Annotated in this window: 12 protein-coding genes and 1 tRNA gene; 11 read left to right on the forward strand and 2 right to left on the reverse strand. The window is 43.9% G+C overall.

Annotated elements, in window-relative coordinates; genetic code table 11:
- Positions 1-8: 8 nt before the first annotated feature.
- Complete coding sequence (locus ACTXGJ_RS01520; RefSeq protein WP_439240721.1) at positions 9-4,484, reverse strand: exodeoxyribonuclease V subunit gamma; 4,476 nt, start codon at positions 4,482-4,484, stop codon at positions 9-11.
- 353 nt (positions 4,485-4,837) lie between these two features.
- On the opposite strand from ACTXGJ_RS01520, the gene ACTXGJ_RS01525 reads away from it, so the two are divergent.
- The 11 genes from ACTXGJ_RS01525 (at position 4,838) to ACTXGJ_RS01575 (ending at position 12,724) form a co-directional block, all read left to right on the forward strand.
- The gene (locus ACTXGJ_RS01525) at positions 4,838-5,617 is read left to right on the forward strand and encodes a hypothetical protein (protein ID WP_443564869.1); all 780 of its coding nucleotides are present in this window, start codon (positions 4,838-4,840) and stop codon (positions 5,615-5,617) included.
- A gap of 93 nt (positions 5,618-5,710) precedes the next feature.
- Positions 5,711-5,786: transfer RNA gene (locus ACTXGJ_RS01530), tRNA-Arg, on the forward strand.
- A 220-nt stretch (positions 5,787-6,006) separates the two neighbouring features.
- Positions 6,007-7,470, forward strand: a complete 1,464-nt coding sequence (locus ACTXGJ_RS01535; protein WP_443564870.1) for a tyrosine-type recombinase/integrase — start codon at positions 6,007-6,009, stop codon at positions 7,468-7,470.
- Positions 7,471-7,636: 166 nt separating this feature from the next.
- Positions 7,637-7,945 carry a type II toxin-antitoxin system HicA family toxin gene (locus ACTXGJ_RS01540; protein WP_439240715.1) on the forward strand — a complete coding sequence of 103 codons (309 nt, stop codon included), beginning with the start codon at positions 7,637-7,639 and terminating at the stop codon, positions 7,943-7,945.
- Between the two features lie 2 nt (positions 7,946-7,947).
- Positions 7,948-8,295 (forward strand): type II toxin-antitoxin system HicB family antitoxin, encoded by a 348-nt coding sequence (locus ACTXGJ_RS01545; protein WP_439240713.1) that lies wholly within the window; start codon positions 7,948-7,950, stop codon positions 8,293-8,295.
- Between the two features lie 105 nt (positions 8,296-8,400).
- A complete protein-coding gene (locus ACTXGJ_RS01550; RefSeq protein ID WP_439240711.1) occupies positions 8,401-9,288 on the forward strand; it encodes a hypothetical protein in 888 nt (295 codons plus the stop codon).
- A gap of 146 nt (positions 9,289-9,434) precedes the next feature.
- A complete protein-coding gene (locus ACTXGJ_RS01555) occupies positions 9,435-9,737 on the forward strand; it encodes a helix-turn-helix transcriptional regulator (RefSeq protein ID WP_443564871.1) in 303 nt (100 codons plus the stop codon).
- A gap of 1 nt (position 9,738) precedes the next feature.
- Entirely contained in the window at positions 9,739-10,023 is a 285-nt protein-coding gene (locus ACTXGJ_RS01560; RefSeq protein WP_439240706.1) for a helix-turn-helix domain-containing protein, read from the forward strand.
- The gene (locus tag ACTXGJ_RS01565) at positions 10,020-10,307 is read left to right on the forward strand and encodes a hypothetical protein (RefSeq protein ID WP_439240703.1); all 288 of its coding nucleotides are present in this window, start codon (positions 10,020-10,022) and stop codon (positions 10,305-10,307) included. The genes ACTXGJ_RS01560 and ACTXGJ_RS01565 overlap by 4 nt, the downstream gene beginning before the upstream one ends.
- The gene (locus tag ACTXGJ_RS01570) at positions 10,300-10,494 is read left to right on the forward strand and encodes a hypothetical protein (protein WP_439240700.1); all 195 of its coding nucleotides are present in this window, start codon (positions 10,300-10,302) and stop codon (positions 10,492-10,494) included. Before ACTXGJ_RS01565 ends, ACTXGJ_RS01570 begins: the two co-directional genes overlap by 8 nt.
- Before the next feature lie 109 nt (positions 10,495-10,603).
- Positions 10,604-12,724, forward strand: a complete 2,121-nt coding sequence (locus ACTXGJ_RS01575) for a DUF3987 domain-containing protein (RefSeq protein ID WP_439240698.1) — start codon at positions 10,604-10,606, stop codon at positions 12,722-12,724.
- A 243-nt stretch (positions 12,725-12,967) separates the two neighbouring features.
- On the opposite strand, the gene ACTXGJ_RS01580 is transcribed toward ACTXGJ_RS01575, so the two are convergent.
- Positions 12,968-14,974 (reverse strand): type I restriction enzyme subunit R domain-containing protein (locus ACTXGJ_RS01580; protein ID WP_443564872.1); only part of this gene is annotated, 2,007 nt, incomplete at its 5' end.

The following is a 14,974-nucleotide window of genomic DNA, read 5'->3' on the forward strand; positions in this document are numbered from 1 at the left end:
CTAAGGGGCTAGCCGTCTAGCCCTTGCAAAGCGTCAAACATTGGCTCATATAAAGGCTGCGCTATGGTCGTTAGGGCCATAGATAAAGCCTTAAAGGTATCTTGATCACGCAAGACGTATTGCCATATAGCGTGCTGCGAACAAGTATCATAAATCATATCTGCCTGAAAGCTCGGTCTTAACCAGTCTGAAAAATCTGCTCGTTTGGGCCAATAGCTACCATTATCGCTGTCCTGCGCTTTTTGCTGTTTCTCTACATAAGTTAGCGCGTACTCTGGCAATATCGTAATAGGCACTTGACCGACTAGCTGAGCAAAAATTGCCCACTTTATCAGCTCGAGTAGGGCATCTTCATAGACGATAGGAGCGATCTTAAAGGCAATGGACTTCTCAAACTTCTTCACTCCTGATCTAGACTTATTAAAGCGCCAAATGCTCACTCCATCATTTAAAGTGACTTGCTGGCTGGTAGTGCGTTTCGCGACTTGCCAATACAGATGCGACAACCAAAACTTGAGTAAATGCTTGGGGCTAGCAGAATTCGGCAATATATTTAGCCACTGCTTGGGGGAGCGCTCACTATACGCGCTGCTCGAGTGCTGATGAGCATCACTACTATGAGCCTCTACTGGCACAAGGCCCTTTAATTTAATGAACTTAGGTAATACAGACAGCAGGGACTCATTGTGGCCATCTTGTGTTTCATTAGTATGATTAAGAATTGTGGCCAGATCTATACGTACAGGATGCTCAGTAGTCGGCGTCAGCAACTGCGAAGCCTTTGCATTGTCCTTTGCTTTTTTATTGAGTTCATTAGCGTCATCAAAGCTATTAGCAAGTAGCTGCTCTTGAAACTCCAGACACTGCTGCTGCAGTTTTTTCTGCTCATTCACTAATGTGGTTTGCCTTGCGATACCTGCCGGCATGATCTTTTGGTACATTAAAGTTGAATCGTTAGGGCTAGCAAGCATAGTAGGGTCATTAGACTGAGTATCTGTATTTGCGTTATCAGCATTAGTAGCGAGCGCATTAATCAGATAGTCTGTAATCTGATAGTTGGTTAAGCCGTCCAAAAATAATGGCTCTTGCTGCGCCTTTGCTTGCTCACCTTGTACCACATGTACCTCTTGGGTACGCAAAAAGGCCTTTGCAGGATGACGGACTTGATAAGCCAACACCCCTTCTACGTCTATCTCATGAATATCAAACAGGGTTTGGCTGAGTATATGTGTGATGTCCGCTGCATTATTTGCATCCTGTACATTCGTACTTATATCGAGCGCTAACATCTCATTCAATGCTTGCAAAGCTTGCTGATCTATTTGCCCAAGATGACCGAAACGCTGACCCAGTACTTGAGCGACAGCTTCATATTGCAACTTTGTAGGTAAACCTACGAATTGTAGCCGCTCGCTCGGCACGCGCCCCTTTAAAGTATGAAACACAGCTTGCCAAAGCGGTGCGGGAGGAAACTGCTTTTTTTGTACCAGCTTAGTTTTGCGCATGGCTTTATTTAACAGCGCGTCTAGCTCGTCGCTCGCATCAATTTGTGCATGCGCTTCGAGGTTATCCTCAGCAGCATTCGTCACTGCGCTCTGATTTGTAGCAAAAACTACATCGTCTTCAATCGTCGATTCAAACAGACTCTCGTGAAAAGGCAAGGCTGGATGCTCAGTCACTAGCCACTGTTTTATCAATTTGGGTAGGTAGCGCTTGAGAGTCTCCGTAGTCGCATCAATATTCTTAGGTAATGACTTTAATGCCTCAAGTGAGCCAACTTGCCACTGCACCTCCCCTTGCAAAAACTGTAGCAGCTCACTTACGGGGTTGGCAGGTAGATGCTCATGAGTATCGGTCAGGCTTTGACCGTTATAAAATATCCAGCAGGCACTGCGCGCGCACAGCAATGCATCCAAAAACGCACCATTATCATCATCCTCGCTGACTCTATCACCGCGGCGAGCCATAGTGGTTTTCATCAGGTCATAGCGATTATTACGATCCCGATCCGGGAATTCAGAGAGATTCATATTAAGCATAACGACAAGCTCAAAGGGTACGTTTCTTAAGGCACCAAAACGACCAAAGGTAATCACTCCCGTCGGCTCAGCACTGACTTGCTGACTTTCCAGCTCAGCTTCGATACTATCGAGCATAAAGCTCAATTTGAGCGGTAACTGCTCAACGCCTGCCAGCTTTTGCTCTACTTCATAATTGTCATTATCACCACTAGCATAGTGCCGATAATGACGATTGGCCCGTAGGCTAGATTTAAAACCATTCATTGCGTTATAGATAGCGCGCATAGTACGCGTTTGATCAACATCGCCAAAATAGCGATGAATGACTTGCGTCTCAATCTGACTCAGCCACTCTTCCGCCTTCAGCTTTTGGGTATGGTCATGGCGGCGTTCAGTTAAGCCCGTGTAAATGCGGCAAAGCGCCTCAACGATCATCCCATCACTCAAGCTCACTTGTGGTAATGGCAAGCTCATCTCAGGCATCGCCGTACTCGACCAGTCTGTCTCTGCGAGTGGATACAAACAATCACTCGCGCGCGCCTCTGGCATGACTAGTCCTAGCGCTAATCTGTCTAACGCGTGCGCAAAGCTAAAACGGTAATCATAGTCGTTGGCATCTAAAGTTTGTTTAAGATGCTGCTCATCAAAGCCGCGGATAAAACCTGCCTCTACTAATAAATCACAGCCGCGGCTCATCTGCTCATGCGTGAGCCCAAAACTTTCATACAAAGGTGGCAACATTAGCCAATCAAGCACCTCAGCGGCTTCAAAACGAGCGCTATGGCTACCAAGTAGCTTATAAAAGCCTATAATAGCTTCCCACAGTTGGCGAATATCAGCATCGACGACCCCAGTGACTTTGGCAGGTAGAGTCAAACCATCTTGCCCTTTGCCACTGACAAAAATAGAGCTGATCAACTCATGATGCCGCTCAACATCAGGCATGAGCACCACAATCTCTGAGATATGGCGTTTTTTTTCATCGGGTCTGATCGGCTCGTTGAGCCAGCGTCCAATCATGATACGTAGTACTTCAAGTTGGCGCTGCAAGTTATGGCAAGAATGAATGCTTAGGCTATTATCTTGGGCTGACATATCCCAGTAGCGCTCTTTCTCAAAGCGTTTATTCTCTAAAGCCTCATCGTCAAACCATTGCACCTTTTGCTCAAAACTTAGCTCTATTTGCTCATTGACTGCTTGCGATACTTGTGCCGCGGTTGCTTGTTGGGTGGCTTGCTCATCGAGCATCAGCACATCGTTTTGCAAACGCTTAAGTAAACTGGGTCGATTTTGTACACTATCTGCTTCAACAATCCCGTCCTCATTAATATAGTCATGCTCGATGAAATCCTCATCGCTCGTATCAAAATTATCGTGCCACTCTACTAGTTCTTCCTCATATTGCTCATTGCCTGATAAATTAGCGAGCATGGCAAAAGTATCCCGCGACTGCTTGCCCAAACGTGATAGCAAGCTATGACCGTAATCGCGTAAAAAGACACTCTCAGGATTGATGATTTGCTGACGTTGTAGCCAAGACTTATCGACGATATCCGCCCAAAACAGCTTTGAGGGATTGTAATGCAACAGTGTGACATTCATGTATTTCGATAAGCGCTGCAAAAAGTCTAGCTCAGTTTGCGGCAACTGCTGAATAGTAAAAATACGCAGCACTGCAGGCAGTTGAGCACGTTCATTCGCCTGATTATGCTCAAGAGCTGACCAAAAGGCATTTTCAAGCGCGACACGATATTGATGGACATCTGCAAATAGATGTAACCATACAAAGCGCTGAGCGACTTCTAGCTCCACATAATGCGTCACTAGCCAATCCGGCGTACCGCGGGCATACTTATCAAAGCGTAGTGACAAAGCGTCTTTTTCTGCTATTAGCTTATCAACAGCAAGTGGCCGGTTATGCGACCAAAGTGCTAGCCAGTCTTCACGGTGGGTTAAGTAGCGATTAAACACCCGTGCCAAATCGCTCGCCAGCTGCCAGATACGCACGTCTTGCTGTGCTTTATCCGGCGTGCTTCCCTCTTGCGGCTTATCGATTAAAGGCGCTAGCAGCGAGTGCACTGGATGCTTATCATCTTTGACAATCGTTTCTTGGTAGTACGTTAAATATCCAAACAAGCGCCACTGCATTACCGTTGGCGATAATACTGCTACTTCAGGTACATTTAAGATTGACGCTTCAGGATTATGCGCGAGCAGACACTCATTATGACGCGCTAACACCTTTTGCATCAATGTCCACTGATACTGGCCCCAAAAAGTCGTGGTCACTAAGGTACTAATACCTGCTTGGCTGGCAATAGACTTATCGAGCCAGTCGCCTAATACCATGGAAGGCACGATAACGATAAACTCAGCAAAAATAGGCTGATTTTTCGATTGATAGTCTGTCAGTAGCTCTGCGACTAAATGCTCGGTGCGGTGCGATTGAATAATTTTAAACATAGATAGCGATCTGATTAGAGTAGAAGACGAGATGAAGTAATAGCTATGATGGTAGTATTCACCAAATAGTTAACGATGTTATGCATCACTTTAGGAGACTAGTCTTACAAAGGTCGGTTTTGTAGTCGTGGCCGCTTTTTATTTCTGTTAAGATATGGCGCATAGCAGCTTTGAGTGGTTATTCTATTACCTTGAATATTTATCTCAATAGGTAGGTAACGCTTAAGTGTGCCACTGATAGCGCTGATTTGCTAGTACACTATCCCAATATTGGTCAAAGCCAACATAGCTTGCGACAACCAGTGTCGTCAGTTAGGTAAAACACCCCATTATAAGAATAAGAGCTCTATATTATGAAAGACTACAAGCTACTCCTTGCTGGGATAATACTGTTATTGCTTCTTATTATTATCGGGGTTATATCGTGGTTATGGCTGAACAATAGCAAAAACATCGATCCATTACCGATTTTGAGCAATGAAGACGCAAAATCACTGCAAGAGAATGCTGAAGAAGATAGCGATGCCGTCAAAAACAACACCGATGCCAATACGCTATATATTCAAGCGCAGCAGCCCCTACAAGTACCTTTAGACGATGTCATCGTCAGCTTTGAGGCGCGTTATCCGCATATGCAAGTGTTAACCAATTACGTGCCAGCTACTGACCTGTTGATTTTGGACAATACCAACCCTACTGATTTAGTCATTGCGGATGATAAATTATCTGATTCATTATTAGTGTTATTAGAAGATGAGCTCAATAGTAATATAAAAAATAACATTGTTGATGCGCCATCATCATCAAAAAACAGCTCAGTGACTGATGTAGAAAATCCTGAGTCTAAAACAACACCCGAGAACGATGAAACCCGAACGCTTAATCCGTTCGGTTACGCGATTAGAGAGTCGCAAACCGTTGAAGGCGTCATACTAAGTGATAAACCGCTTGCTATTAACTTCCGTAACTTCCTTATTTCAAGCTCTGGGCAAGACATTCTAAGGCAGTATGAATTCGACAATATTGATGGCTATCAAAACAGTGTAGACGACTTATTTAACCCTACCTCACATGGTAAAACCGCGGTTGAAGAAACCGAGATCGTCACTGACGCCATAACTAATAGCCAATAATACATAGCTTCTTTTAAGTAGATTCATTCCCAATCAAACCGCAGGTTAACATTGCTTTTATCACTCAGTTTTTTTACAATAAGCCTCTAAAATGCGCCTATAGCTCAACAGGATAGAGCAGTTGCCTCCTAAGCGATCGATCCGAGTTCGAGTCTTGGTGGGCGCACCAATCATTGTATTTAGACATAACCTCGCATTACCTCGAGCCCTTGAAACGCTTACCATACCTAAGTTTTAGTCTTTATTAAACACTTGTCATTACCTACTAGCACCTCTACAATGTTGTACATGCTGATGTACATAAATGAAATTATCATTAATTTGTTGTACACAAATCGCGTCATTGTTGTACATGGTAATTATTAATTGTAGCTAATCGAGGTGTAGCAATGGCTGAGCGCAAAAACTACCTATTAAATGTCAATGGTGTAAAAGCTATCGCCAAGCTTGCGCCACCAACTAAACGTAAAAGATATAGCGATGGTGATAGCCTTCATCTAGTCCATGACCCAAAGGGTTCTCTGTACTGGGTCATGACTTACCGTTATCGGTCAGATAAAGATATTAAGCCCAAACAAAAAACCTTTTATATTGGAACCTACAGGTCGTCTAAGCAAGATGTTGACACCGTGTTCAAGCCTGATGTGACTCTTAAACAAGCCCGTACTGAGCGTGATAGAGCTAAGGCATTGCTAGCTGAGGGTATCGACCCGAATATCAATAAGAACCAGCATAAAAACAGCGTTGAGCAAAAAGACCTATTCAATGTGATAGCGCAAAGCTATATCAATGACAAGTCGGACACTACCCCTAAAAACGTGCAAAAGCTACAGACCTACCTTGATAAGCATGTAGCGCCGCATATCGGCGACTATCCTATTCAAGCTATCACGGCTCAAGATGTGATTAAGACAGGTCTAGCCGTACAAACTTACTTTGAGCAGCAAGGTAAATTGACAACAGACACCGCTCACAAGAGCGTGGCGTTTATAACGTCAGTGTTTGAGTATGCTATCAATACACTAGGCTATGACATCATTAATGTGGCTTATGGGCGCAGTAAGGCACTGAGAACCCATAAAGCTGAGCGTATGAAAGCTATTGAGCAACATCAATTCTCAGAGCTGTTACGCAATATTGACAACTACGGTAAAGACAATCCGAACGGGCATCTTCAGACAGTGGCAGGCATGCAGCTGATGGCGCTGTGTTTTGTCAGGACTAAAGAGCTCAGGTTTTTTGAATGGTCAGAGATTGATTATCATAAAAACGTGTGGCGCATACCAGCGGCCAAGATGAAAATGCGTCAAGACCACATCATTCCACTGTCACCGCAAGCTATGACTATTATTGAGCGTATGCGTCCATTAACGGAGCAGACGGGTTATGTGTTCTATAACTTTGAACGCAGTCAGCCCTATAGTGAAGTATGGTTCAATCAAGCACTCAAACGCATGGGTTACACAGGCGACCCCTACCCTAAGATGACAGGTCACGGCTTTAGACAGCTTGCCAGCACAGGGCTATATGAGCTGCAATTCAATGATAATTTAATCGAGATACAGCTCGCACACCTTGAACAGTCGAGCGTCAAAAAGCGTTATGACTTATCGGCACATCTAGCACAGCGGCAAATGATGATGAATAAATGGGCGAACCATCTTGATGACTTACGCGCTGGCAAGGCGGTCAGCTTTGACTTGTTGACCCCTGATGAAGTCGCTAAAGAAATGGATAGCAGGAATGAGCAAGCGACTGATATAGCGCTACACGATAAAGACATACTGATAAAGAGTTTACAGGCACAAGGCGTATCGCAAGAGGTACTAGCTAAACTTGCCGAGCAGCTTTAACAACATCTTTTAACAACATGACGCGCCAGCTTTTAGCCATAAAAACATAAATATACGGCAAAACAGCACTGACAAAACTGACGAAACCTAGAAATAATGACTAATTAACGATTGTTAGTATCATAATTTGATACTATAATAATATAAACAGGTTTAAGGGTAAGTTATGCAGCGCAAGCACCAAAAAACACTAAAAGCCATTTTTAATAAACCCATATCAGGGAGTATAAAATGGTCAGCTATCGAAGCCTTGTTTATAGCACTGGGTGCAGAGGTTAGCGAACGCTCAGGTTCAAGAGTGGCAATCGTATTAGATGGTGAAGTGCAAGTCTATCACCGCCCACACCCTCAGCCAACAACCGATAAAGGCGCAGTGGCAAGCGTTCGCAAGTGGCTAGATGCTTTAGGCTATAGCCCTATTAATGACGATGATGTAACGCAGACCGCATCCGTAACCAATGATGATAAGGAATAATTATGCAAAATATAATGATGATTAATGAGCATAAAGCCATTATTAAATATGACCCTGAACTGAGTATGTTTCGTGGTGAGTTTGTGGGCTTAAATGGTGGGGCTGACTTCTACGGTGACAGCATAACCGCGCTAGAGCGTGAGGGCGCACAGTCGCTACAGACCTTTTTTGAGGTGTGCAGAGAGAACGATATTGAGCCATACAAGGGCTTTTCAGGTAAGTTTGTGACTCGCATACCTAGCGGCTTACATGAACAGGTTAGCACCATTGCCACCAGTCACGGTATGAGCCTAAACCAATGGGTCACTGATACGCTTGCCAATGCTGTCAATAATGAGGGCATGGCATAGCATAACCGATTGCAAGGCTAGGATTAATTACCCGAACGACAGCAACTGCACCCTTAGCTGCCAGCGCCTTGCTCCTATTTAATTTAAGGGTGTGAGGGTGCAAATGTGAGTTACTATAATTTAGAGCAAACTCTAAAAGAATTTCAAAACAAATTACCTGAAAAGCTTTTACCCTTCGACTTACCGCAGCTTGCAGACTTGTGCAGACGTAAAGAAATAACACCAGTATTCTCTTATGATAGGTACATTAATGAGGGACTTGCTCATAAACGTGAACTTCCTACATATCTAAAAGAGCTGACAAAACCTTTTAATGGTTATCTTACCTTACCCGCATTGACTAACTTACTATTTCAGCTTACAGAAACAGTTAGCACAAGTACTGCCTATGTTTATGAGGAAATAGGAGTAGAAAATAAAGGTGCATTTGTTTCTTTAGAGAATTATGGTTATGACCGCTTCGAGGATTATCATGATGGTTATAATAGTTATAGTCGTGGTGATATCAACCATATAGGCATAAACAATTTATTATTTCCAACCGAACAAGTACAAGCCTATATATCATCCAAGAGTATTGAAAAGCTAGACGATTCAACCTTAGGAGCATTTGGTAACCCAACAGTAGCGCATGGCGAAGATAAAACCTATGAACAGCTTGTTGAAGCACTGACAGCCGCCAATAAGAAGATAAAACAGCAAGAGCAAGATATAGACATGCTTAATGACCAGTTAAATGAGCAAGCTGATACCAGCGACATATTGAATGACCGCAACGAAAAGAGCTATCAAACGACTATAGGGTTACTATTAGAATTGATGACTGTACCAAAGATAGAAGGTGATAGACCACCGTTTACCAGTGAAGCGGTAATTATCGGTAAGATTGCTGATAAATCAATTTATGGGCAAGGTAAAACCACTTTAGAGACTCGCTTTAGAGACGTAAAAACAACATTAGAACAAGTAAAAAAGAGAGCGTTTAAACCTTAATAGCTACTACCTCAAAATGAACCCATACCTCAGTTGAGGTGTGAAACCACCCCAGCTAGGGTGCTGTAAACAACCCTACCCCGTAATATTCAGTCTATAGCAGAACAACACCACACATTCCTTAAACTGCTATGGAGTGAATAATTATGACCTTAGTTGACCAATATCTAAGAATGGCAGACCTTGCCAACCAGCCAGCACGAACCGCTAAGACCTACATTGCAAAGTCAGGTCAGCAGCGCACCGTCACCGCCAAAGCCGCTACACGCGGTATCACTAGCTTCTCTGCAAAGCATATCTACCACCTTATCAATGAAGGCAAATTTCCAAAACCTTTAAAGATTGGAAGAGCTAGCCTATGGCGCTTGTCTGAAATCAATAACTGGCTTGATAGTCATGCCCAGCCGTCAAACGACCATACCGCCGCTAATGCACAAGAGGGGGGTTAATATGACGACCTCAGCCACCGCACCCGTGACCCACGAGCCAGCCCCTAAGACCCAAATAGAGATAGTCAGAACGCATCTGATGACAGGCGCGACTATCACTATATGGGACTCTATCCGCCTTTATAGAATTACAAGTCTAGCCCCTCGCATATATGACTTGCGAGAGTCAGGGTTATTAATCCAAAGTGAAATGGTTAAGCATAACAATAAATGGTTCGCTGTCTATTGGCTCGATGAACAGACCTTACTTGATAGTGATTTGTCTAATAGCGAGGTGACACCATGAGTAACCACCCTAGTGTATCAATTGATACCCCAGCCAGCCGACTAGTGACTATAGATAGTCTGTACTTACGTGTTATGAATGACCGCGTACGAGACATTTGTATCAATACTGAGCACTTAGCCATCGCGCTAGAAGCTATCAAAACAGAAGACGATGTTAGCCAAGGCGTTCTTGTGGCAATCAAAGCGGCATTGCTTGCCAATAGCGAGCTGGCACGCCTTGTTAATGAAATGTTTTGTGACTACGCATTGCCGTACCAAGCGGAGGTATCAAGCCATGAGTAAAGACACCAAAATCAATCTAAAAGCCGACCACGAGCAGCACAGCGACAAACAGGCTGGCAAGCGCGGCTTATTGCTAAGGTTTATTATCTTTATGGCATGGGTGGCAGCTATTAGCTTGCTACTGTCATTAATGTCGTGCCAGCCAAACGAACCTATAATCTTCGTTATAGGGATAAGCAGCCTATGAAAACCTACCCACAGCCAAAGCGGAGCCGTAAGTATGCCAAGCGTAAAAGCTACTATAAAAAGTATAGAGCTACGCGCCAGACGAACCAGTCAAGAGCAAGAGGTAACAGATGACTACTACAGACAAAGCAAAGCCCCAAGCTGATGACAAGGGGCTTTATGACTTACTAGGCTCAACAAAGCAAACTAGCACCGATATTATAACAAATGACGATACAATAAAAAGCCTGATAGCACTAGGTCAAGGCGATAAAATCAGACAGCTTAAAGACACCTTTACTATCCACAATGGTGATAGGAAAAGCGACATCATTGACACTGCTGGCAAGGTGGCTTTGATACTCATTGACAATATGCACCAGCCAGCCAATATAGGCATCTATACCCCTAACAGTGATGACCCTATAGAAGTGACCGACCCAAACTCGCCTAGCGCGTTTATCATTGGTAGTCTTAGCTTAGATAGCGTTTGGTATGCAGTGAGAAATCTAGCTGAGGGCGCAGAGCTATCTAGGCAGCTAATAAGCCAAGGGCTAAACGTCACTATCTTAGTAAGCGTCAACCCCTTTCACTTTAATAATATGGTTAGTCACTTCGCTGAGGTTAAGCAAGTTACTGTATTAGTTACCCATGATAAAAAAGACCTGGTAACTAAGCCATTGCTAGGGGTAAACGTCAAAGCTATTATTACTACTTTTGACTTGCTGCTATCGTTCGATAATGGGCAGACGCTTCATGATGTTTTAAGTGATCCTGATACGATCATTAAAGACTTGTTAGCTGAAGCGTGGGGCAAATTGGGAAATATAGAAGACCCAGACAGTAAGGGTACACCTTACCCATTAGAAGCATGGGGAAAGGAAGGAGATATACTTTATGATGCTTTAACCGCTATTGCTTATCATGCTCAATCACCATCAGCAATGGCAGGAAATAGCATATTAGGCGCTTCAGCAACCACCATTCAACAATATATCAACGCGCCTTATGCCTTAGGTGATAAGTTTATGCCCGTATCGCTATTTCTACTCACTGAGGGCGACAGCGGTAGCGGTAAGAGTCGAACGGTAGGCTTTAGTCACAAAGCGCTTGTGAGTTACCAAAATGACAAGCGCAAAGAAGACAGGCAATTATTAGATGAATGGAAAGCACAAAAAGCCAGCACACAGAAAAAAGATTTAGAAGCATGGTTACTTGAAAATCCTAAACCTAAGCAGTCTATACTTTTGATAAAGTCTGGCACTATTCAAGGCTTTTTAGATAATATGCTAATCGGAAATACCACAGATATAGCATGGTCAACCGCTGAAGCTGCATTGTTTCTAAGTGGTCATAGTTTAACCAGTGATACCGCAAAAAGTAACATTAGCCAGCTGTGTGATATATGGAGTGACGGCTCATTTGATCGACTGCTATCACCGCGCTACGATAGCATAGAGCAAAATAGTATAAGTGGAGTTAGGTTTACCCTAGACTTGCAGGGGCAACCGTCTGTCATAGCGCCAGCACTCAATGATGAAGCGATGAACGGACAAGGATTATTACCGCGCTTTTTGTTTGCCTTTCCTGACAATATGAATGGTCAGATCGTTTATAACACTGATGAAAGACTAGACGCTAAGCCAGACCTTGACCCACGTTTACAAGCCTACTGGCAGCGATGCAAGGAGTTATTAGACCCCAGCCAAGATAATATTAGAACTGATGACGAAGGTAGGATTATCCGCTTTAATATGCCCTTTGAGAACAGAAAAGCCAGAAAAGCATTGGCAGACTACCAAACCGCTAAGGAGCGCCAGCTATGTAAAGGTGGTAAGTTGGAAAAATATGCAAGCTATGCCAGACGCTTGCATGAAAACGCTAGCCGTATTGCTGCAATACTCGCTTACTTCAACGGCAAACGCTTTATATCAGCTGATGACATACATAGAGCCACATTACTGACTGACTATTCTATGAGTGAGCGTATCAGATATACCGACAAGCCCCAAGCTGGTGATAATGACGCGCAAAAATTAATAGGCTGGCTGGTCAGACATTGTCATAAGCAGTCAGTCAAACAGCTTGCTTACTCAACAGCTCAAAGTAAGGTTACTCCTAAGCATTTACGCCAAAAGCATAACTTTGAATTACTGGCTGAAGTATTAGAAAGTGAGGGCTATATCAAGATCGTAACCAATGGTAGGGCTAGAATGATACAAGTAAGACCTGAATTGTTAGATGCTGAATAAGGGGCAAACTAGGAAAATAGGAAAGCATAAGCTAGAAGGCTCGTTACTCCTACCCTAGTCAGCTTTCCTATATTTTAACCCATTAGGCAAGTAGGGAAAGTGAATAGCTATAGAGTGGCTAACTTTCCTTACTTGCCTTTTTACTTTATAAAGGGGAAAACGCTATAAGCTATATATACCAATACTTGTACAACTTACTTTCCTATTTTCCCTATTTTCCCTATTTTCCCTAAAGAACCTTACCTACGCATGATCACCCAGCTTCGTATCAAGCATCAATCTAATGAACTTCTTAAACTGATCAGGGTTAGACAGTAAGTGCATGGTCATACCTTCATACGCTTCTTGGCTCTCAAATAACGCATCCATCGCCGCATCAGGATAGCCACCTAGCATAATCTGATCCGTACTGTTATTGCTAAACTGCTTTACCACGATTTCATTTTCAGTCACTTTATCCCAAATCGTGTTTTGGAAGTTGATCATGTCTTTATCGGTAAAGTCCTCGCCAGCAAACACCTCATTTAGTCGATTAATAATTTTTGATAACAGCTCTTCTTCTTTATCTTTAGGTTTGGCCGTACCAGCACCGCCGCCAGCTTCCAGCTCACCACTGCCCTCTTGTAGCTTTAGATCTTGCTGATGCAGCTTTGAGACACGGTAGTGACTCATGACGATGTTGGTCAGATCAATATCATCTTCATCGGTCACGCTTTCACGTAGCATGGGCTGTAAGTTACGGGCGTATAGGCTCAGCTTCTCAAGATCTTTGCTATCATAATCGACAATCTGCGACATAAACTCATATTGACGGGTGAAAGTACCTAAATCCTTTTTAAAGATCTCCAGCGCATCTTGATCGGCCTTAAAACCTTTGTAGTCATTCTCGGCATTAGTGATCAATACGACATTACCCGTCGTTTTGGCTTCTTCAAGCATTTCCTTGGCATGCTGGGCTTGCTCGCGTGCTTGGCTGTAGCGCTTCTGCCAACGCTCGACCGCTGGCTTGCAGATATTACTAATGGCGGCGTTAGACTTATTCTTACTATAGAAAGCCTCAACGAACTGCTCGACCTCATGCCATAAGAAGATACCACTGGCGCGTAGCTTCTCATACAGGTCATACACTTGATCGGGGTCAGACACATCCACTAAGCTTGCGGTCTCATAGTACGGCTGGAAGGCCTCCAAAATGTCTTCAGGATCATTAAAGAAATCGAGCACAAAGGTGCCGCTCTCAGCCTTACCCTTATAGGTACGATTCAGCCTTGATAAGGTCTGTACACAGTCCACGCCCGTGAGCTTCTTATCCACGTACATAGCGCAGAGCTTCGGCTGGTCAAAGCCTGTCTGGAACTTATTGGCCACCAACATCACTTGATAATCATCACTATCAAAGGCTTTACGCATATCACGGCCTTTTAGACCGATATTCATATTATGCTCGGTGAACTTCTCGCCAAGTAATGCGCCGCTATCAGGATCATTATCGTTAAAGGTCACTTCCCCTGAGAAGGCGACCATGGCATTGATACCGCGGTAACTGTAATCACTGATATATTTATCAAAGGCCAGCTTGTAGCGTACCGCTTCTTTACGCGACCCTGTCACGACCATAGCTTTGGCTTGCCCGCCGAGTAAGCCTTTTATATTGTCGTTAAAGTGCTCAATGATGATCTTAACTTTCTGGGCGATATTGTGCTCATGCAGTCGCACCCAGCTACCCAGCTTAATTTTGGCGCGGCGAGCATCGACCTCATCGTCATCGCTAGCCAGCTTTTGGGTAAGCTGATACATCACTTTGTAGTTAGTGTAGTTCTTGAGTACATCTAAGATAAAGCCTTCTTCGATGGCTTGGCGCATAGAATAGACATGATAAGCGGCTGGCAGGTTATCACTAGCGGCTGGCAAGTCAGGATTGGGCAAGCGGCCAAACAGCTCAATGGTTTTTGGCTTAGGCGTGGCGGTAAAGGCATAGTAGCTTAGATTCGGACTGCTACGGCGCGCGGCTAATGTGGCATCCAAAACATCCTCACTAGATAGCGGCTTATCCTCATCCGCATTACTCTCTATATCACCTGAGACCAGCACTTCTTTCAGCTGGCGTGCGGTTGAGCCTGTCTGTGAAGAGTGAGCTTCATCGGCAATGATGGCATAGCGCCGCGACTTAAGCACACTAGAGTCTTCAATGGCTTTGAGCACAAAGGGAAAGGTTTGAATAGTGACGATAATAATCGGCTGGGAGTTGAC

The organism is Psychrobacter sp. 1Y11 (genome assembly GCF_052259045.1).
GTDB lineage: Bacteria > Pseudomonadota > Gammaproteobacteria > Pseudomonadales > Moraxellaceae > Psychrobacter.

Excerpts from the sequence above, each read along its gene's own strand:
- ACTXGJ_RS01560 (WP_439240706.1), top strand. The coding sequence starts at position 9,739 with ATGACGACCTCAGCCACCGCACCCGTGACCCACGAGCCAGCCCCTAAG.
- ACTXGJ_RS01535 (WP_443564870.1), top strand. The coding sequence starts at position 6,007 with ATGGCTGAGCGCAAAAACTACCTATTAAATGTCAATGGTGTAAAAGCT.
- ACTXGJ_RS01570 (WP_439240700.1), top strand. The coding sequence starts at position 10,300 with ATGAGTAAAGACACCAAAATCAATCTAAAAGCCGACCACGAGCAGCAC.
- ACTXGJ_RS01525 (WP_443564869.1), top strand. The coding sequence starts at position 4,838 with ATGAAAGACTACAAGCTACTCCTTGCTGGGATAATACTGTTATTGCTT.
- ACTXGJ_RS01520 (WP_439240721.1), bottom strand. The coding sequence starts at position 4,484 with ATGTTTAAAATTATTCAATCGCACCGCACCGAGCATTTAGTCGCAGAG.
- ACTXGJ_RS01545 (WP_439240713.1), top strand. The coding sequence starts at position 7,948 with ATGCAAAATATAATGATGATTAATGAGCATAAAGCCATTATTAAATAT.
- ACTXGJ_RS01565 (WP_439240703.1), top strand. The coding sequence starts at position 10,020 with ATGAGTAACCACCCTAGTGTATCAATTGATACCCCAGCCAGCCGACTA.
- ACTXGJ_RS01575 (WP_439240698.1), top strand. The coding sequence starts at position 10,604 with ATGACTACTACAGACAAAGCAAAGCCCCAAGCTGATGACAAGGGGCTT.
- ACTXGJ_RS01555 (WP_443564871.1), top strand. The coding sequence starts at position 9,435 with ATGACCTTAGTTGACCAATATCTAAGAATGGCAGACCTTGCCAACCAG.
- ACTXGJ_RS01540 (WP_439240715.1), top strand. The coding sequence starts at position 7,637 with ATGCAGCGCAAGCACCAAAAAACACTAAAAGCCATTTTTAATAAACCC.